Annotated in this window: 18 protein-coding genes and 5 tRNA genes; 14 read left to right on the top strand and 9 right to left on the bottom strand. The window is 36.1% G+C overall.

The window, feature by feature from the left end:
• Nucleotides 1–14: 14 nt before the first annotated feature.
• Together ffh and argS are read right to left on the bottom strand one after the other, a co-directional pair.
• Nucleotides 15–1,358 (bottom strand): signal recognition particle protein, encoded by a 1,344-nt coding sequence (gene ffh, locus QW060_RS02970; protein WP_290362220.1) that lies wholly within the window; start codon nt 1,356–1,358, stop codon nt 15–17.
• Between the two features lie 163 nt (nt 1,359–1,521).
• A complete protein-coding gene (argS, locus tag QW060_RS02965; protein ID WP_290362219.1) occupies nt 1,522–3,300 on the bottom strand; it encodes an arginine--tRNA ligase in 1,779 nt (592 codons plus the stop codon).
• 256 nt (nt 3,301–3,556) lie between these two features.
• Here argS and QW060_RS02960 point away from each other — a divergent pair, with 256 nt between their 5' ends.
• Nucleotides 3,557–5,953 (top strand): TonB-dependent receptor domain-containing protein, encoded by a 2,397-nt coding sequence (locus QW060_RS02960; RefSeq protein ID WP_290362218.1) that lies wholly within the window; start codon nt 3,557–3,559, stop codon nt 5,951–5,953.
• Nucleotides 5,954–5,998: 45 nt separating this feature from the next.
• On the opposite strand, the gene QW060_RS02955 is transcribed toward QW060_RS02960, so the two are convergent.
• Nucleotides 5,999–6,670: a sterol desaturase family protein gene (locus QW060_RS02955; protein ID WP_290362217.1), complete on the bottom strand. Its 672-nt coding sequence runs from the start codon at nt 6,668–6,670 to the stop codon at nt 5,999–6,001.
• A 23-nt stretch (nt 6,671–6,693) separates the two neighbouring features.
• Complete coding sequence (locus QW060_RS02950) at nt 6,694–7,701, bottom strand: 3-oxoacyl-ACP synthase III family protein (RefSeq protein ID WP_290362216.1); 1,008 nt, start codon at nt 7,699–7,701, stop codon at nt 6,694–6,696.
• 130 nt (nt 7,702–7,831) lie between these two features.
• On the opposite strand from QW060_RS02950, the gene QW060_RS02945 reads away from it, so the two are divergent.
• Nucleotides 7,832–10,252 (top strand): S9 family peptidase, encoded by a 2,421-nt coding sequence (locus QW060_RS02945; protein WP_290362215.1) that lies wholly within the window; start codon nt 7,832–7,834, stop codon nt 10,250–10,252.
• A 34-nt stretch (nt 10,253–10,286) separates the two neighbouring features.
• Here QW060_RS02945 and QW060_RS02940 read toward each other — a convergent pair whose 3' ends face one another.
• Nucleotides 10,287–11,225, bottom strand: a complete 939-nt coding sequence (locus tag QW060_RS02940; RefSeq protein ID WP_290362214.1) for an ABC transporter ATP-binding protein — start codon at nt 11,223–11,225, stop codon at nt 10,287–10,289.
• Nucleotides 11,226–11,411: 186 nt separating this feature from the next.
• Here QW060_RS02940 and QW060_RS02935 point away from each other — a divergent pair, with 186 nt between their 5' ends.
• Genes QW060_RS02935 through QW060_RS02920 form a run of 4 tightly spaced genes read left to right on the top strand, consistent with a single transcriptional unit; the run spans nt 11,412 to nt 15,152 of the window.
• Nucleotides 11,412–12,425, top strand: a complete 1,014-nt coding sequence (locus QW060_RS02935; protein ID WP_290362213.1) for a DHH family phosphoesterase — start codon at nt 11,412–11,414, stop codon at nt 12,423–12,425.
• A gap of 29 nt (nt 12,426–12,454) precedes the next feature.
• Nucleotides 12,455–12,997: a gliding motility-associated peptidyl-prolyl isomerase GldI gene (gene gldI, locus QW060_RS02930; protein ID WP_290362212.1), complete on the top strand. Its 543-nt coding sequence runs from the start codon at nt 12,455–12,457 to the stop codon at nt 12,995–12,997.
• Between the two features lie 2 nt (nt 12,998–12,999).
• Nucleotides 13,000–14,070 carry a peptidylprolyl isomerase gene (locus QW060_RS02925; RefSeq protein ID WP_290362211.1) on the top strand — a complete coding sequence of 357 codons (1,071 nt, stop codon included), beginning with the start codon at nt 13,000–13,002 and terminating at the stop codon, nt 14,068–14,070.
• A gap of 8 nt (nt 14,071–14,078) precedes the next feature.
• Nucleotides 14,079–15,152, top strand: coding sequence for a peptidylprolyl isomerase (locus QW060_RS02920; protein WP_290362210.1), 1,074 nt, complete (start codon nt 14,079–14,081; stop codon nt 15,150–15,152).
• A gap of 37 nt (nt 15,153–15,189) precedes the next feature.
• Here QW060_RS02920 and QW060_RS02915 read toward each other — a convergent pair whose 3' ends face one another.
• Both QW060_RS02915 and QW060_RS02910 read right to left on the bottom strand, forming a co-directional pair.
• Nucleotides 15,190–15,540, bottom strand: a complete 351-nt coding sequence (locus QW060_RS02915) for a hypothetical protein (RefSeq protein ID WP_290362209.1) — start codon at nt 15,538–15,540, stop codon at nt 15,190–15,192.
• A 51-nt stretch (nt 15,541–15,591) separates the two neighbouring features.
• The gene (locus QW060_RS02910; RefSeq protein WP_290362208.1) at nt 15,592–16,557 is read right to left on the bottom strand and encodes an FKBP-type peptidyl-prolyl cis-trans isomerase; all 966 of its coding nucleotides are present in this window, start codon (nt 16,555–16,557) and stop codon (nt 15,592–15,594) included.
• Nucleotides 16,558–16,636: 79 nt separating this feature from the next.
• On the opposite strand from QW060_RS02910, the gene QW060_RS02905 reads away from it, so the two are divergent.
• From QW060_RS02905 to QW060_RS02895, 3 genes are read left to right on the top strand one after another with little or no spacing between them, the layout of a single operon-like run.
• On the top strand, nt 16,637–17,020 hold the full coding sequence (locus tag QW060_RS02905) for an RNA-binding S4 domain-containing protein (protein ID WP_290362207.1): 384 nt from the start codon (nt 16,637–16,639) through the stop codon (nt 17,018–17,020).
• Nucleotides 17,007–17,588 carry a methyltransferase domain-containing protein gene (locus QW060_RS02900; RefSeq protein ID WP_290362206.1) on the top strand — a complete coding sequence of 194 codons (582 nt, stop codon included), beginning with the start codon at nt 17,007–17,009 and terminating at the stop codon, nt 17,586–17,588. The genes QW060_RS02905 and QW060_RS02900 overlap by 14 nt, the downstream gene beginning before the upstream one ends.
• Nucleotide 17,589: 1 nt before the next feature.
• Nucleotides 17,590–18,087 (top strand): phosphoribosyltransferase family protein, encoded by a 498-nt coding sequence (locus tag QW060_RS02895; protein WP_290362205.1) that lies wholly within the window; start codon nt 17,590–17,592, stop codon nt 18,085–18,087.
• On the opposite strand, the gene QW060_RS02890 is transcribed toward QW060_RS02895, so the two are convergent.
• On the bottom strand, nt 18,079–18,597 hold the full coding sequence (locus QW060_RS02890; RefSeq protein ID WP_290362204.1) for a shikimate kinase: 519 nt from the start codon (nt 18,595–18,597) through the stop codon (nt 18,079–18,081). The genes QW060_RS02895 and QW060_RS02890 overlap by 9 nt on opposite strands.
• 136 nt (nt 18,598–18,733) lie before the next feature.
• Here QW060_RS02890 and QW060_RS02885 point away from each other — a divergent pair.
• The 5 genes from QW060_RS02885 to QW060_RS02865 all read left to right on the top strand — a co-directional run bounded on the left by QW060_RS02885 (nt 18,734) and on the right by QW060_RS02865 (nt 19,251).
• Nucleotides 18,734–18,806: transfer RNA gene (locus QW060_RS02885), tRNA-Lys, on the top strand.
• Nucleotides 18,807–18,850: 44 nt separating this feature from the next.
• Nucleotides 18,851–18,923 (top strand) — tRNA-Lys (locus QW060_RS02880).
• Nucleotides 18,924–18,966: 43 nt separating this feature from the next.
• Nucleotides 18,967–19,039, top strand: a tRNA-Lys gene (locus QW060_RS02875).
• Between the two features lie 27 nt (nt 19,040–19,066).
• Nucleotides 19,067–19,151 (top strand) — tRNA-Leu (locus QW060_RS02870).
• A gap of 27 nt (nt 19,152–19,178) precedes the next feature.
• Nucleotides 19,179–19,251: transfer RNA gene (locus QW060_RS02865), tRNA-Lys, on the top strand.
• Nucleotides 19,252–19,520: 269 nt separating this feature from the next.
• Here the strand turns inward: QW060_RS02865 and QW060_RS02860 are convergent.
• Nucleotides 19,521–20,192 (bottom strand): YciE/YciF ferroxidase family protein, encoded by a 672-nt coding sequence (locus tag QW060_RS02860; protein ID WP_290362203.1) that lies wholly within the window; start codon nt 20,190–20,192, stop codon nt 19,521–19,523.
• Nucleotides 20,193–20,220 lie beyond the last annotated feature (28 nt).

Below are 20,220 nucleotides of genomic sequence, written 5' to 3'. Positions count from 1 at the left end.
GTGTTGTTTTAAAGTTATTTGAGCCCCATTCCTTTCATCTGCCCCATCATACGCATCAGGTTTTTACCTTTTGTACCCTGCATCATCTTCATCATTTTACTCATCTGATCAAATTGTTTCAGCAACTGATTTACCTGTTGGATATCAGTTCCCGAACCTTTTGCGATACGCATTTTTCTCTTTGCATCCAAAACAGCCGGTCTGCTTCTTTCTGCCGGAGTCATAGAGTGAATAATTGCTTCTATATGTTTGAAGGCATCGTCTTCAATTTCCACATCTTTTAAGGCTTTACCAACCCCCGGGATCATTCCAACAAGATCTTTCATGCTTCCCATCTTCTTCACTTGCTGAATCTGAGAAAGGAAATCGTCAAAACCAAATTCATTTTTAGCAATTTTCTTCTGAAGTTTTCTTGCCTCTTCTTCGTCATACTGTTCCTGGGCGCGCTCTACCAAAGAGATCACGTCTCCCATTCCCAAAATACGGTCGGCCATACGATCCGGATAGAATACATCAATTGCATCCATTTTTTCACCGGTACCTATAAACTTAATTGGTTTGTTTACTACTGATTTAATTGTAATGGCAGCACCACCTCTGGTATCTCCATCTAATTTTGTAAGTACTACACCATCAAAATTCAAACGATCATTAAAGGCTTTTGCTGTATTTACAGCATCCTGTCCCGTCATCGAATCTACTACAAATAACGTTTCCTGAGGCTGAATCGCTTTGTGTACCTCAGCAATCTCATTCATCATCTGTTCATCAATTGCCAGACGACCCGCTGTATCGACAATAACGACATTGAAGCCATTCTGTTTGGCATGAGCGATGGCATTCTGAGCAATCTGAACAGGATTTTTATTTTCAGGTTCAGAATACACCTCTACTCCTATCTGATCTCCCACCACATGTAACTGATTGATAGCAGCAGGACGATAAATATCACAAGCCACCAAAAGAGGTTTCTTATTCTTTTTAGTTTTTAGAAAATTGGCGAGTTTTCCTGAAAAAGTCGTTTTTCCCGAACCTTGTAAACCGGACATTAAAATAACAGACGGATTTCCTGAAAGGTTGATACCTGCAGCATCACCTCCCATTAATTCGACTAATTCGTCTTTTACAATCTTCACCATCAATTGCCCCGGTTGTAACGTAGTAAGTACGTTCTGACCAAGTGCATTCTCTTTTACCCGATTGGTAAAATCTTTTGCAATCTTAAAGTTAACATCGGCATCAAGCAAAGCACGACGCACTTCTTTTAAGGTTTCTGCAACGTTTACTTCTGTGATTTTTCCGTGCCCTTTTAATATATGAAAGGCTTTATCAAGTTTATCGCTTAAATTATCGAACATACATGTCTGTTTTAACTAAACAACAAAGATACTATAAAGTATTTTAAGTGTCAAAAAAAGGATTATTATAAACGCATAAAAGCTATTTTCCTGAAGAAAAACAGCTTGGAAAAAAGGAATAAAATAAAAAAACGCTGCTTTATCATAAAACAGCGTTTGCAATTTACATGCGTTCCGGAACATTGATGCCCAATAACCGGAAAGCGTTCTTTATTGTTTTTCCGACTTTATCAGACAACTGAACTCTGAATATTTTTTTAACCTCATCTTCTTCTCCGAGAATTGGCACCGACTGATAAAAGGAATTGTATTCTTTAACAAGGTCATAGGTGTAGTTGGCAATCAATGCCGGACTGTGACTTACTGCTGCATTTTGTATCACATCCGGAAATAAAGCCAATGCCTTGATGATTTCTTTTTCTTTCTCATGCATGGCATCCATTACTACCGGCTTAGAATAATCAAAAGCTGATTTTCGAAGAATGGACTGGATTCTCGCGTACGTATACTGAATGAAAGGACCTGTATTTCCAGCAAAATCAACTGACTCTTCCGGATTGAAAAGAATTCGTTTTTTCGGATCTACTTTCAAAATATAATATTTTAAGGCTCCTGAACCAATTGTTTGATATAATGTCGATTTTTCTTCTTCTGAATATCCTTCAAGTTTACCCAGCTCTTCTGAAATATTTTTAGCCGTTACCGTCATATCATGCATCAAATCATCCGCATCGACAACAGTTCCTTCCCGTGATTTCATTTTCCCTGATGGTAAATCGACCATCCCGTAAGATAAATGGTACAGTTGTGATGCCCACTCAAATCCCAGTTTTTTGAGAATTAAGAATAAAACTTTAAAATGATAATCCTGTTCGTTTCCTACCGTATATACCATTCCTCCTACATCAGGAAAATCTTTTACACGCTGTATGGCTGTTCCGATATCCTGAGTAATATAAACCGAAGTTCCGTCAGCACGCAATACCAGCTTTTCATCCAATCCGTCATCAGTAAGATCAATCCAGACAGACCCGTCTTCTTTTTTAAAGAAAACGCCTTGTTTAAGACCTTCTTCCACAACATCTTTTCCTAAAAGATACGTATTGCTCTCATAATAATAGCTGTCAAAATCTACTCCGAGATTTTTATAGGTCGTTGCAAATCCATCATACACCCATTGATTCATCTTCTTCCAAAGTTCTACTACTTCTTTATCACCTGCTTCCCATTTCAGCAACATATTTTGTGCTTCCATCATTAGCGGTGCCTGCTTTTTAGCTTCTTCTTCGGTTTTTCCCTGAGCCATCAACTCATTTATTTCCGATTTGTACGCTTTATCAAAAGCAACATAGAAGTTACCTACCAATTTATCTCCTTTAAGACCGGTAGATTCAGGTGTTTGCCCCTCTCCGAATTTTTGCCATGCCAGCATCGATTTACAGATATGGATTCCACGGTCATTGATGATCTGGGTTTTATATACTTTCTTACCGGAAGCTTTAATAATTTCCGCTACTGAATATCCCAATAAGTTATTTCTGATATGCCCCAAATGCAAAGGCTTATTCGTGTTTGGAGAAGAGTATTCTACCATAATTGCTTTTTGATCCGCTTCGGGTTGCACATATCCATACATATCATCTCCTTTTATATCTTTAAAGAATTGAAGATAATAGGCATCTGCTACCACCAGATTCAGAAAGCCCGCGACTACATTAAATTTAGAAATTTCGGCAGTATGCTCAACAAGGTAGTTTCCGATTTTTGTACCAATCTCTAACGGATTGCCTTTGATCATTTTCAATAGAGGGAATACAACCATTGTAATGTCTCCTTCAAATTCCCTGCGCGTTGCCTGAAATTCTACTTTCTCAATAGAAATATCAAACAATGATTGTACAGCCTGCTGTATCTGCGATGTAAGAATTTGTTGTAAACTCATGATTTCTGCTAATTTTAAATTTTAATAAGCAAAGATACATTTATCCTATTACATGCTCAAATTTTTTATTTAAGCCCGTAAAATAAGGCGTTCAGAAACTTTTTCAAAAAATACTTACTTTTTATTTCATAGAATCTGTAACAATTATACCGATTCTTGTACTAATCAATTATAACAATAAATCCGGAGGTTCCCTTGTTTGTATAGTATGCTAAACAAAGTACCTTATAATACAAAATATAATAAACAATAATCTATGAAAATGAAACTTTTACTTTTAGGAATATTCCTCTACAGCAGCGCCTCTTTTTCTCAAAATTCAGGAAGTGTGACAGGTAATATTAAAGATATGGCAACAAAAGAAGCCATTCCTTACGCTACAATTACCATCAAATCCGGAGAAGAAATTCTCACAGGTGACATGACCAATGAAGAAGGAAAATTTACCATCAAAAACATTCCTTACCAAACACTGACATTAGAGGTTGAATATATAGGGTTCAAAAATTACTCTACCACTATAACAGTTAATAATGACAAGAAAGATATTAACTTAGGTGATATATTACTTACGCAGGATTCAGAGGTTCTGGAAGGACTGGAAATTATTGCCGAAAGGTCAACCATTGAACAGCTGGTGGACAGAAAAGTAATCAATGTAGGAAAAGATCTTACTACAGCAGGTGCAACTGCCGCTGAAATAATGAACAACATTCCTTCTGTAAATGTAGACCAGGACGGTAATATATCGTTGAGAGGTAATGAAAATGTACGCGTACTCGTAGATGGAAAGCCTACGAATATGGATGCTAAAACCTTATTGAAACAGATCCCATCGACTTCTATCAAAAAAATTGAGCTTATTACCAATCCATCAGCAAAATACAATCCTGAAGGAATGTCGGGAATCATCAACATCGAATTGAAGAAAAATACCAATGATGGTTTTAACGGAAGCTATGACGGGGGAATTACTTTTGCAAAAGAGCCAAAGTATAACCAGACAATAGATCTCAACTACAGAAAAGGTAAGTTCAATTTTTTTGGGAATTACGGTTATATGAATAGTGTCACGTTCAACGATGGTACTATCGAACAGATTGAAAATAATGCCACTCAGTTATTCCATATCAAAAATGATTCAAAAATGAATAATTTTAAGGTAGGATTTGATTTTTATCTGAACGATAAAAACACCCTATCTTTTTATACCAATCAGAACTATTCAGATGGTTTCGGTATTGTAGATAATAACATCATCGGAAATAATACCAGCCCCATCAGACAATATGACCGTTATGATATTGATACAAAAAACCAGAATTATAATATAGCGTATAAGCATCTTTTTGCAAAAGAAGGACATACACTGGACATAGAAGGAAATTATAACACTACCAGCAGCGATCAGTTTGCTTCCTTTAATCTGATGGGGAATAGTATTGACCCATATAACGACAAGATAAAGGATGAAATGAACAGTAAAATTGTAAATATTGATTATGTAAATCCGCTTTCTGAAAACAGTAAATTAGAAATTGGAGCAGAAATGCGCTTGACCGGTACAGACAATACTTATGATACTACCCATGCAACCATACAGGATGCAAACTTTGAGTACAATCAGGATATTTATTCGTTTTATGCTACTTTCGGACAAAAAATAAATAAATTCAGCTATCAGTTAGGAGCACGTCTTGAGAGTTATAAGGTTGAAGCAGCATACAGATTAGGAACAGAAGACGCACCTTTTAAAGATGACTATTTTACAGTATATCCTTCAGCGTTTCTTTCCTATCAGGCCAATGATCGAAATATGTTTCAGATCAGCCTGAGCCGCCGTGTAGACAGACCAAGCATCGGACAAACAAAACCAATTCGTGAATTCAGTACGCCAAGAGTAATCTCAGTGGGTAATCCGGAATTAAGACCTCAGTTTACCAATTCTGTAGAATTTAATTATACCCATATTCTTGGAGTAAAAGGATCCATCACAGCAGGTACTTATTACCGCGCTATTTCAGATGCTATTCAGAGAACTTTTGAGCCGGACTTATCAAGCGAATCTGCTATTGCTGATGACCGTATGATAATGAGTTATGGTAATTTTGATAAGTCAAATGCGTATGGTTTTGAATTATCTGCCAATTACAAAATTGCCAAATGGTGGGACATACAACCAAGTTTTGAATTCTATAACATTACCCAAAAAGGAATTGTAACCCTCAAAAATCAACAGACAGGAGAGTTTGAAATGATCAACAGAGAAGTAGAAGCAAATGCGATTAATGCCCGGTTGAATAACAACATTAAGATTACACAAAATCTTAGAGCATCATTATTCGGATTCTATCGCGGACCTGTAGATGCCGTAAATGCTAAAAGTAAAGAGATGTATAAAATTGATGCAGGCCTTCGTTATGCATTCAACAACAACCGTGCAAGTGTAAGCCTTCGATTCAATGATATCTTTAACACCATGAAATACGGTTATTCGAGTGATACTCCTTTCATCACAAAAGGGGAATTTACCTGGGAGAGCCAGTCACTTTATGTAGGGTTTAATTATATGTTCGGAGGCAAATCCAACAGAGCCATCCAGAGAAAATACAGAGAAAACAATGAAGTTCAAAAATCAGGAAGTTTCTTTTAATTTAGAATTAGTTAGAAAAAAAATCCAGCCATATGGCTGGATTTTTTATTTTTTCTTTTTATCAAACATCAATTCCTTTACTTTGTTTTTATCTTCTTTTTCTTTTGAGAGATCAAACATAGTACCGAATATGCGATCCCAGAATGTATTACTGACACCAAATCCCATTTCCTCATCTTTATAATGATGCAGATGATGATTGCGCCACAAAGGTTTCATAAACTTAAAAGGAGGAGCAATCGAATGAATCAAATAATGCATCGATGCATATAATAAATAACCGATCATAAAGCCCGGAAAAAAAGCATACGCATATTCTTGCAGAATTAAATACTGGATTCCGAAAATAATCGAAGCCAATATAATACTTGGCAAGGGCGGCATGAACAATCGTTGCCGGTCTCTTGGGTAATGATGATGATTGCCATGCATGATATAGGATATTCTTTGGAGCTTTGGATGATCACTTACTAAATGAAAAATATACCGGTGCGCAATATATTCAAACAAAGTCCAAAACAACAGAGCTCCAAAAAAGATAACAACAATATTGGCCGTGGTGAGGCCTTCATATACATGACCTCTGTAAATGAGGTAACTTAAAACAGGCAGGTACATCCCCCAGATAATAGCAGGATGTCCTTTGGTTAACATTTCTAAATATTTATTTTCAAATAAACGTGCCTGACCTTTATTTTCAATTTTATCAAATTTCATACTTACATTTTTTATTTCACATATTACCAGCGAATGATAGCACTGGCCCAGGTAAATCCGCTTCCGAAAGCTGCCAGTACCACAAGATCTCCCTCTTTAATTTTTCCTTGCTCCCATGCTTCAGTTAAGGCAATAGGAATAGATGCTGCCGTAGTATTTCCATACTTCATAATGTTATTGTACACCTGATCATCTGTCAACTGAAATTTCTGTTGGATAAACTGAGAGATACGCAAATTTGCCTGATGAGGAATAAGCATATCAATATCCGAAACCTGAAGATTATTGGTTTGCAATCCTTCATTAATGACTTCACTAAACCGCACAACAGCATTTTTAAATACAAACTGTCCGTTCATATGTGGGTAATATGATTCATCTTCAGGATCATTGTCTCTTATAATATCAGTGACCCATCTTTTTCCCATCCCAGGTGCCACAAGCGCAAGCTCTTCTGCATGCTCCCCTTCTGAATGCAAATGAGTGGAAAGAATTCCTTTATCGGTATTTTCCTCTCTTGAGAGAACAGCAGCACCTGCACCATCTCCAAAAATAACAGAAACACCTCGTCCACGGGTAGTCATATCAAGTCCTTTCGAATGAATTTCAGAACCTATTACCAGAATATTCTTATACATACCTGTTTTTATGAACTGATCTGCTACGGAAAGAGCGTAAATAAATCCGGAGCACTGATTGCGTACATCTAAAGCCCCAACAGTGCGCATTCCCAAGGCCTTTTGTACTGCAACGCCTGGACCCGGAAAATAATAATCGGGACTCAGAGTAGCAAATATAACAAAATCAATATCTTCTGCCTTGATTCCGGCACGATCAATTGCTATCCTGGCGGCTTTCACCCCCATTCCCGAAGTCGTGTCTTCTTCTAAAACTACATGCCTTCTTTCCTTAATTCCGGTACGTTCCTGAATCCATTCATCATTAGTATCCATTAATTGAGACAAATCCTGATTGGTAACAACATTTTCCGGCACATAATATCCCAGACCGCTTATTTTTGAATGATACATAGTCTTTTTTTTAGGTCCATAAAATTACACTTTTTAGCTAATAAAAGTACTTTTAAAAACAAGGAATTTTCTCACAATTGGCTGTATAAAATAAAAACCTTATTTTTAGAAAATATATAAACTACTAAATATGAAATTAATTTACTGTTCCATTTTAGCGCTACTTATTGCAAATACATCTATGATTGCACAAGAAAATATTACTTACCAAAAACCTTCAAAAGAAATTTTAGCACTGGCTGATTTCGAACGGGCACCAACCGTTTCAATTGATTCAAAAAAAGAAACGATGGTATTGTTATACCGAAATACGTATAAAGAGTTAGACGACCTCAATCAGGATGAATTGCGTCTGGGCGGTCTTCGAATCAATCCGAATACCAATATAGGAAGTACGACTACCTTTGTCAATAACCTCAAAGTAAAAAAGATAAATGAAGGTAATGAAATTCAGGTAAATGGGCTTCCTAAAAACCCCAGAATTGCCAATCTTAGCTGGTCACCCGATGAATCAAAAATAGCCTTTACCCATACTACTGCTACAGGAAACGAACTGTGGGTCTTAGACATTAAAACAGTAACGGCAAAAAAACTTACTGAAGCTGTATTAAATGCTAACCTTGGCAATCCGATAACATGGTTCAAAGATGCTCAGAGTATTTTAATAAAAACATTACCTGCAAACAGAAAAGGTATTATTGATCCATCAAAAAATATTCCGGAAGGACCTATTGTGTCAGTGAGCGAACAAGGAGTGGTTTCACAAAACAGAACCTATCAGGATTTATTGAAAAACAAAACTGATGAGATTAATTTTGAAAACATCACTACATCCGAGTTGTATAAAACGGACCTCAACGGAAACAAAACACTTTACAAACCGGCAGCTATGTATTATGGAGAGTCTTTTTCTCCGGATGGAAAATACATTATGCTCACTGTTATTGAAAAACCATTTTCCTATATTGTTCCATTAAGCCGTTTTCCAATGAAATCAACTGTCTATGATGAAAAAGGCAACCCGATACGATTAGTAAATGACGTTGCCTTGTCAGAAGTAATGCCAAAAGGTTTTATGGCGACACGAAAAGGAAAAAGAAGTATGAGCTGGAGAAGTGATAAAGCTGCAAGTTTATTTTTTGTGGAAGCTTTAGATGAAGGAAATCCTGCAAATGAAGTAGCTTTCAGAGATGCTCTTTACAGCTGGGATGCACCGTTTAACAGTGAACCAAATCTGCTTACTCAGACTCCACAGCGCTTTGGAGGGATTCAGTGGGGTGATGAGGAAACAGCCATTGTCTACGATCAGTGGTATGATACCCGAAATATAAAAACTTACTTATTCAACCCGACGACAAAATCAGAATTAAAAATTATTTCTGACAGAAACTATCAGGATATCTATTCTGATCCCGGAGATTTTCAAACTGCTAAAAACGAATTTGGAAGATACACCTTACAAAAAGAAAACAATCAGTTATTGCTTGTAGGCGAAGGACATACCAAAAACGGTCAGTTCCCGTTTATCGATGCATTGGATTTAAAATCTCTTAAAACAAAACGGTTATATCAATCACGCTATACCGATAAGATAGAATCAATCCAGTCTATAAATGATTTAAAAAAGGGATCAATACTCGTAAACATTCAGTCTAAAACAGACTATCCAAATTATTACATTCGCAACATCAATAAAAAAGAAGATTTAAAACAAATCACTTTTAACAAGAACCCTTTTGAGAGTATTAAAGATGTGCATAAAGAAATCATTAAGTACAAAAGAAAAGACGGAGTTGAATTATCCGGAACTCTTTATTTGCCAGCCGGTTATGACTTAAAAAAGAAAAAAGAAAAATTGCCTTTACTGATTTGGGCATATCCTACCGAATATGTAGATAAAAATAGTGCAGGTCAGAGCAGTGCTAACCCGAATGAATTTACCTTTCCTTTTTACGGTTCGTTTGTATATTGGGCTGCAAAAGGGTATGCGGTATTGGATGATGCTTCTTTTCCTATTATTGGAGAAAATAATGAGCAGCCAAACGACACCTTTATTGAGCAATTGGTAGCCAACGCAGAAGCAGCAATTGATGCGGTAGATAATCTTGGTTATATAGATCGTAAAAAAGTTGCTGTAGGCGGACACTCATACGGTGCCTTTATGACAGCCAACCTGCTTACCCATTCTAACTTATTCAAATGCGGTATTGCAAGAAGCGGTGCTTATAACCGTACCCTTACCCCTTTTGGTTTTCAGTCAGAACAACGGAACTATTGGGAAGTACCAACTGTTTATAATACCATGTCTCCTTTTATGACAGCTGATAAAATGAAAACACCTATGTTACTTGTACATGGTGAAGCAGACAATAATCCGGGAACTTTTACCCTGCAGACAGAGCGTTATTTTCAGGCTCTAAAAGGATTAGGAGCTCCTGTGCGTATGGTTATACTTCCTAAAGAGAGCCATAGTTATGTAGCAAAAGAAAATATTCTGCACCTTCTTTGGGAACAGGAGCAATTTTTAGACAAGTACCTCAAAAACGAATAAAAAAAGCGGATTTAAATCCGCTTTTTTTTATTGTTTACACTACTGTTATACAGATAAAAGTATCCTCAATTAGAGGTTCAGCATTATTTACATACACCGTTCTTTCTTCAATTATTACCTCAATAACGTAATGCGTTCCCAAATAATAGTTTTTTTTCACTCTTCCTGTAATTCCTTTAGCTGATATCTTCAGTTGCTGCGGTCTCAGATATATATCTTCTTTTTCATCAATACCAAACCAATGCGCAGGTAAAACATTTACTTCGCCCAACAAGCGGGCAACATATAAAGAACGCATATCTTCATACAGAATCTTAGGAGTTCCGGTTGCCATAATAGCACCGTCTTTCACAACAGCAATTTCATCAGCAAATGCCAGCACATCATCAATATGATGAGTAGCAATTACCACCGTCATCTTTTTTTTCCGTACATACGCAAATAAACTGCGTCTTAATTCATTCTTTCTGAAATGATCAATATGACTAAAAGGCTCATCGAGTAACAATACCTGAGGCTCCAGAGCCAGTGCTTTTGCCAAGGCAACACGCTGCATCTGACCACCGCTGAGTAATTTCACTTTCGTTTTGGCAAACTCAGACATATCCACTAAGTTTAACAACTCCTCTACCCTATCCTGTTTAGCTGCTTTATGAATATTAGATAAAAACTGTCCTATATTCTCTTCTACAGATGTATAAGGCATCAGATCAAAATCCTGAGCCAGATATTTCATAAAAGGCATACCGGGAATCAAATGGTATTTTGGTCCTAAAATTTCTGTTCCGTCCCAATAAAGGTGACCTTTTGTAGCATCGAGCAACCCATACATAATACGAAGCAATGTCGATTTTCCGCTGCCACTTTCCCCCATAAGTCCCAATACACTCCCTTTCTTCAGTTCGAGAGAAATGTTTTTTAAAATTAGCCGGGAAGGTTCGTAACCAAAATCCACTCCTTTTACAATCAGCATACTCTTCTTTTTTAATTATAAGGCTTTATATAAACAAATATCGTCTTTGACAGCCGTCCGATACAAAAATAAAACAACCGGTTGAGCTAACCGCACGAATCAATAGATTTCCTTTTTATCAGTAGATATTATCCCTGAATCATATAAATATTTTTAATCAATAAAAATTTAGTTTATTTTCGCAAGATGATGAATCTGACAGATATTGAGTTTTTAAAAGAGTGTTTATCAACTCCAAAACAAATTGCGGTAATACCACACAGAAATCCGGACGGAGACGCTCTGGGTTCAACTCTTGGTTTATATCACGTTTTAAAACAGCTGAACCATAACGTTCAGGTAATTTCTCCTAATGAATTCCCCGATTTCATTGCATGGCTTCCGGGTGCAGATTCAGTAACCATTTTTGAGAAAGATAAAATACAGACTTCTGAATTTCTAAAAAATTCAGATCTTATCTTTACATTGGATTTTAATGCCTTACACAGAACGGGTGATCAGATGGAAATCGTACTCAAAACACTGGATGCTTCATTTGTAATGATTGACCATCACCAGATGCCGGATGATTATGCAAAAGTCGTAGTATCCGATGTCAATTTCGGATCTACTTGTGAACTCCTGTATCGTGTACTTATGGATCTTGAATTAGATGAATTTATTAATACAGATGCTGCTACCTGTATTTATACCGGAATTGTAACCGATTCAGGCTCTTTTAAATTTCCCAAAACCACAGGTGATACGCATCGTATCGTGGCAGACCTGATCGATCGCGGAGTAGATAACCCTACTGTTCACAACCGTCTTTTCAGTACCAACTCATATGCAAAACTGCAATTACTTGGAAAAGCCCTTGAAAATTTAAAAGTTTTACCGCAATATAAAGTAGCCTACACAACCCTTTCCCAAAAAGAACTATACCAGTTTAATTTTATGAAAGGAGACACTGAAGGCATTGTAAACTATGGTTTATCAATAAAAGGAATCGATTTTGCGGCCATCTTTATTGAAAATAAAGAAGAGGGAATTATCAAAATTTCTTTTCGCTCAGAAGGTGATGTTAACGTAAATGAATTTTCAAGAAAATATTTCAACGGTGGAGGCCATATCAATGCTGCAGGCGGAAAATCATTTTTATCACTTAATGAAACTGTGGCACAATTTGTTAGTATATTAGCAAAAGAAAATACTCATTAAAAATGAAAAATCTCTTAAAAATAAGTAGCTTGGGTATACTGTTCTTACTTTTGTCCTGCAAAGAAGAAACAGCAAGAAAACCGATCAGCTATTCTTCCGGAGAGTTTATAAAGGAATCTGTAACCAGAAATAAAGAACTCGTCAATTCAGAAGAAGAAATGATAAAGAATCTTATTAAAAAAGATTCAGCTCATAAATACTACCAGTCTACAAGCGGTTTTTGGTACAAGTACATCAAAGCCAATATACAGGATACTCTTACTCCAAAAACCGGAAATATCGTTGATATCGAATTTGAAATTCAGGATGTAAACGGAACGGTTATTTACAAAAAAGAAGAGACTACTCCGAAAGTATATGTAGTTGACAAACAGGAAATCATGGTCGGACTGCGCCATGCCATTAAATTAATGCGTAAAGAAGAGACTATTTCGTTCATTTTTCCCTCTCATATGGGCTACGGTTATTTAGGAGACAAAGATCGCATAGGATTAAACGAACCACTAATATGTGTGGTAACACTAAAAAACATCAGAACAGAAAAAGATATTCAAACACCTCCAAATCAATAAATATGAAAAAAATAATTACCGGATTCTTACTGCTATTTTCAATTGTGGTAATCGCTCAAAAGAAATATCCTGACGGCTTATATGCGGCGCTGGATACCGATAAAGGACTTATTGTAGTACAACTAACGTATGATAAAACTCCGGCTACAGTAGCCAACTTTGTTTCTTTGGCAGAAGGAACGAACGAATCAGTTGACGCCAAATTTAAAGGAAAAAAGTTTTTTGATGGGTTAAAATTTCACCGCGTCATTGCAGATTTCATGATTCAGGGAGGTGATCCTGACGGAACAGGAGGAGGAAATCCCGGATATCTGTTCCATGACGAAATAGTACCGGAATTGAAACACGACAAAGCAGGAACTTTATCTATGGCTAACCGTGGTCCGGCAACAAATGGTTCACAGTTTTTTATAACACACAAAGAAACTCCATGGTTAGACGGTAAACATACTGTTTTTGGTTATGTAATTGAAGGACAGAATGTAGTGGATAAGATTACTCAAAACGATAAGATAAAAAAAGTAACCATTATTCGCGAAGGAAAAGAAGCTAAAAAATTTGATGCTCCAAAAGTATTTAAGAATGCTGTGGAGAAAAATAAAAAAGAGGCAGAAACGGCTAAGCTAAAAGCAGAAAAACTCCAGAAAGAAACAGAAAAATATTTTGCTGAAATCCGTTCAAAAGCAATACAAACAAATAGCGGACTTGCTTTCTACATTTACGAGAAAGGAAACCAGGGACAGGGTAAACCAAATAAAGGAGAAGAAGTGAAAATTGATTATGCGGGATACCTTGAAAACGGAAAAATTTTTGATACCTCTAATGAAGATACCGCAACAAAATATCTTATTTTAGACCAGCAGAGAAAAGCGGCCAATGCCTATAAACCGATCAATTTTATGTATGGTAACAAAGACGGACTTATAAAAGGTTTTATTGAAGGTCTTGAAAACATGAACTACGGGGATAAAGCACTTATTTTTATTCCTGCTGAATTGGGCTATGGAGAACGTGGTATAGGACCTATTCCAGCCCATTCAAATTTAGTATTTGACTTACACTTAACTAAATAATTTTAACTATGAAGAAAATTTTAGGAGTATTAATGGGAGGATTCTTTTTATTTACAGCCTGTAATAATAAGGAGAGTAATCTACCCGATGGATTATATGCGGAGATCGAAACCAGCAAAGGAACAATTGTTGCACAACTGGAATATACTAAAACACCTGTTACAGTAGCGAATTTTGTATCTCTTGCAGAAGGAAACAACAATTTTGTAGAGGCTAAATACAAAGACAAACCATTCTATGACGGACTGACTTTTCATCGTGTGATCAATGATTTTATGATACAGGGAGGGGATCCTGAAGGAAACGGAAACGGTGGTCCCGGGTATAAGTTTAATGATGAAATTGTGCCTGAATTAAAACACGATAAAGCGGGTATTCTTTCAATGGCAAATGCTGGCCCTGGTACAAACGGTTCTCAATTTTTCATTACACACAATGCTACTCCGCATTTAGATGGCATGCATACCGTATTTGGTCACGTAATTGAAGGACAGGATGTCGTAAATAAAATTGTTCAGGGCGATAAAATCAACAAAATTAAAATCATTCGTTCCGGAAACGAAGCGAAAAAATTTGATGCTCCGAAAGTTTTTAAAGAAGGTTTAGAAAACAATCAGAAAAAACAGGCAGAAATGCAGGCTTCTGTAGAAAAAGCAGTAGCAGAAACCAGTCTCAGAATCGCAGATGCAAAAGCAAAAGCGACTAAAACAGCCAGCGGATTAGGGGTTTTCGTTTTCGAAAAAGGGACTGGCGAAAAACCTAAAGCAGGCGAAGAAGTAAAAGTAGATTATGCCGGTTACTTTGAAGATGGTCGCTTATTTGATACCGGAATAGAAGATATCGCTAACAAATTCAATGCTTTTGATGCACAACGCAAAGCAATGAACCAATATGGTCCTATTCCGTTCCAATATGGCAGTAAAACCGGACTTATTCCTGGATTCATTGAGGGAATTGAAAATTTAAATTATGGTGATAAGGCATTTATTTTTATACCATCTCATCTGGCATATGGAGAAAGAGGCAGTGGACCGATTCCACCAAATACCGATTTAATTTTTGAAATTCATTTATCAAAATAAAAAAAGAGGACAATGTCCTCTTTTTTATATATTATACTTACTGCTGTTCTGCTTCATCAATGATTTTTTGAAAAAAACGTTTGCTGTTATCATCAAAATCAGCATCCTTAAGTAAATTCATGGCTAGATCGGACATTTCTATATAATCCTCTTTAAGCAACTGACCTTCAAAAAATTCATTATAAAAATTGCTAACAATTCCAAAAACACCATTAATTTCTTCTTTTGTAATCGCCTTATTTTTTGTAAAAATGATCCGCATAAAATTGGCAGCTACATAAGCTCCAATCTCAATTGCTGCCGCACTGTCAATAGCAGCATTTCTGCTCTTTAATTCCAAAAAAGTAGTTAAATCTAATGGAATAAGTTCTTCTATAGGTTTTGACATATTAAAACAAATTATATTAAAAAAACCTGTCTAAAACAGGTTTTTAAACTATTAGTAACACGCTTTATCCAAGTGTTTTTTTACAGTTCCACCGGGACAATTCGGAATTTGATCAAACTCATAAAGTTTTTTTATGACATTACCACTTTCATCTACCGTTTCATAGGTTATTTCTTCACGGGTAGTCTTTCCATCGGCATCATCATCCAGATCAAGAAAATCGGGTTTTCCGTCACCGTCTGTATCATCATCCCAAAAATTGCCATTTCCGTTTATATCTTCATATTTTGATAAGATACCGTCGTTATCATGATCCACCTCTTTTTTCATGATCAGAGAAATATCAAAAATAATAGGTGTATAACCTCCAACTGCTCCTGTAGCTGTATTAAAGTAACCTAAACCGGAAGGTATAAAAACAATTAGCCTTCCCGCATTATTAAATCCATAAGTTCCATCCGGATTTTCGTAAATATCACTTGCTGTTTTTATTTGCTGTAGTATTTGTCGGTAGCCTGAAATCAATTCTACATTAGAAGCATAACGGGTTTGTGGATAAGAACTCCAGAAACCATAATCATTCTGATCAAATTTGGTAACGCCATCCAATAAAAACCCTGTATATTTCGTATACACATCATCAATTGTCTTAGCATGCTCTCCTCCTCCTTCATTGATGATCACATAATATACTTTATAAGTAACATCATCTTTAATACGTCCGGTTACGGTCTGAGAAGTATATGCATCATTTTTGAGTTCAACAGATTGCAACGGGTATTCCTGCTGATTCCATATAGAGCCTGAATTTCCTTCTGAAATATCTTCAAAAGACAGATTTCCATTTTCATCAAAGGAAAGTGCTTTTGTTTTTAAAAAAGTTTCGATTTTGCTTTTATCATCGTCATAAACTTCCTGTCGGTCTCTTACCTGTATAGCGCCATCATCGTTTTTCTTACAATTAGCAGCTACCAAAGCAAAACCAGCCAATACAAAAGTTTTTAAGATTCTATTCATTTTTACCACAATTTTAGGGTTGCAAGATACAATTTTCCTGTATTTTTGTTCAATAATTAACCCAAAATTATAACTTCTAATGCGGATTGATAAATATTTGTGGTGTACCCGTTATTACAAAACAAGAAGTATTGCGACTGATGCTGTAAAAAAAGGTCACATTACAGTAAACGGACAACAGGCAAAACCCTCAAGAGATGTTTTCGCCGGCGATAAAATTACTGTTCGTAAAGATCAGATCAATTATGTACTGTTAGTTTTAGATGTTCCTCAAAACCGGGTAGGTCCTAAACTGGTAGACCTGTACAGAAAAGATGAAACTCCTGCAGAAGCTTTTGAACATCTTGAGTTACTCAGACTTTCCAAAGAACATTACCGGGCCAAAGGTCAGGGTAGACCGACCAAAAAAGATCGCCGGGACATTGATGGTTATGTAATAGATGATGAGGATGAAACTGAATAAAGAATTTTGGAAAGAAAAGTACCGCCTTGAAGATACTCCGTGGGATGCAGGGTCAGCAACAACACCTATCACGACATTTATTGACGGACTTGAAGACAAAAACCTTAAAATACTTATACCGGGTGCCGGTAATGGTCATGAATTCGAGTATCTTTACAACAAAGGATTTAAAAATATATATGCACTGGATATCACAGAAGAGCCTTTGGTCAACATCAAAAGAAAATTACCAGAATTACCGGAAAAATATTTAATACTGCAAGATTTTTTTCAATTGACAGGTTCGTTTGACCTCATTTTAGAACAAACTTTTTTTTGTGCATTAGCTCCGGATTTAAGACCTTTATACGCAAAGAAAATAAATGAGATATTAACACAAAAAGGTCAGCTGGCAGGTGTTTTGTTTGATTTTCCGTTAACAGAATCAGGTCCGCCGTACGGTGGAGATATATCAGAATACATCCGTCTTTTCGAACCTTTTTTTAAAATTAAAACACTCGAACGCTGTTATAATTCCATTAAACCGAGAAAAGACAAAGAAATTTTCATCCATTTTTATAAAAAATAAAATGAACAAAAACATAATTTTAACCAAAGAAGAAATAACGCACATCACTAAACGAATTGCCTATCAGGTATATGAGACATTTGTCGATGAAAAAGAAGTGGTCGTTGCCGGAATTGCCAACAGCGGCTATATTTTTGCCCAAAAAATAGCAAAAATGGTAGAAGAAATTTCGGATATAAAAGTGCTCCTCTGCAAAGTAGAAATCAACAAACAACACCCTATTGATGCAATTCATACAAGTCTGAAAGCTGAAGAATATGCCCATAAATCTATTGTTTTAGTTGATGACGTTATGAATTCCGGAGCTACTTTAATTTATGGTGTCAAACACTTTTTAGATGTACCTGTAAAGAAATTTAAAACCGCTGTGTTAGTTGACAGAAATCATAAACATTTTCCTGTAAAAGCAGATTTCAAGGGTATTTCACTTTCTACTTCTTCATTAGAACATATTCAGGTTGTTTTTAATGAAGATGATGCGTACGCTTATTTAAGCTAAAGAAAGCATATCTAAAATTTCATTGACAACCTGCTGTATATCTTTATGATCTACAGTAACGCGATAACGCGCATGGTTGTAATAATAACTTCGCTCAAATAGATGCTGCCCTATAAAAGCCGGCATATCTTCCATATCTTTTAAAAGTGGTCTTTCTGTACCACTTTTTTTAATACGCTCTACGAGAGTTTCTATAGAAGCTTTAAGATAGATACTTTCTACTTCTTTATTCTCAAAAAATACATGATTATTTGCATAGCAGGGTGTTCCTCCTCCGAGGCTTATCACAGCTGAATTATTTTCTGTCAAACAATTTTTCAGCAACACATGCTCCTGCTTTCTGAAAAAGATTTCGCCTTTAGTTTCGAATATAGTGGGTATGGACATTTCAAGGGTTTCTTCAATCAGAGCATCTAAATCTACATAAGGCCAATTTAAGCGTATAGCCAATTCTTTACCGATTGTAGTTTTGCCGGATCCCATATAGCCCGTCAGCAAAATTTTTTTCATCTATATTAATTAATTGTTAACTAACGGCTTATGTTTACACACCCCGTAAACAGACAAATTTAATTAAAAAAAGTGTTGTTTTTAAAAAAAAGAGCTCTATATTTGCACCCGCAATATAGGTAGTAAATATTGCTATGACTCGATAGCTCAGTTGGTAGAGCACAACACTTTTAATGTTGGGGTCCTGGGTTCGAGCCCCAGTCGGGTCACTTTTTTTATTGGTACAATTTCATCTCTTTTTTTTAGAGATTTTGACTCGATAGCTCAGTTGGTAGAGCACAACACTTTTAATGTTGGGGTCCTGGGTTCGAGCCCCAGTCGGGTCACTTTTTTTATTGGTACAATTTCATCTCTTTTTTCAGAGATTTTGACTCGATAGCTCAGTTGGTAGAGCACAACACTTTTAATGTTGGGGTCCTGGGTTCGAGCCCCAGTCGGGTCACAAAAGTTCTTTATAAAATTTCATACAGGCCGCGTGGAGAAATTGGTAGACTCGCCATCTTGAGGGGGTGGTGTCGCAAGACGTGTCAGTTCGAATCTGATCGCGGTCACCACATCAACCAGACCGGTATTAAAAATCAGACTCGATAGCTCAGTTGGTAGAGCACAACACTTTTAATGTTGGGGTCCTGGGTTCGAGCCCCAGTCGGGTCACAAAAAAGGTACTTCTTAGAGGTACCTTTTTTATTTATTCCCTTTTCTAAAATACATAAAGGATATTTAGTACTATACTGAAACTCATAAATAAAAAAGTATAGAATCTCCTATTCAAAATAATTATTCTTCACATCTTTAACCGTTGAATAAAGATTGAGTATAAAACATTTTTTATTACCCTTATATCAAAATAAGGCACAAAAAATAAAGAACTGCCTTATGAGCAGTTCTTTAATAAGTTGAGTTTTTGAAGCGTCAATAACAGACTATTCTTCTTTTGCCTCGAAATTGACATGTTCTTCAGCAATTTCCGTTAAAAGGTGATCTGTTTCTTCCTCTTCATCCAATGTGGTTTCCAATAAATCGGCAATCTTATCATAACCTAATGTTATTGCAATCTGTAAAAGCCCTCCGTAAGTCGCAATCTCATAATGCTCCACCTTTTGTGCTCCAATGATGATAGCTACATCTCTGGTCATAGAACCATCTTTCGTAGATTTTACCATTTCATCAACTTCTTTCAGAATTCCATCGATAGCATCGCATTTCTTCTTTTTAGGCTCCTCACCTAAATGCTTGAAAACTTTTTCCAATCTAAGAATCTGCTTTTTGGTAACCAATTCATGATCTTCTATAGCTTCCTGCAATTCTTCCGACGTTGCTTTACTTTTAATTTTTGCTAAAGATTGTTCTATAGCCGCTTCAGCATAATAAATATCCTGAATAGCATCGGTGAAAAATTTTTCTAATTCCGTATTCTGATCATTGCTTTCCTTTTTCTGCTCTTTTTTACCAGATTTTACCTTATTATCTTCTTTCTTACCATCATCATCAGAGGAGTCCTTTTGTTTGGCTGCACTTTCTGCCTTTTCAATTTCATGAACTTCAGCACTACTATCTTGAGCTGTTTTTTCTGTATTGTTATCTTTCTGATTCATATCGACAAATATTAAAATTTTAAAAAAA

This window comes from Paenimyroides ceti, assembly GCF_030409925.1.
Note: the sequence above shows the minus strand (reverse complement) of the source record. Positions and strands in the feature narration are given on the sequence as shown.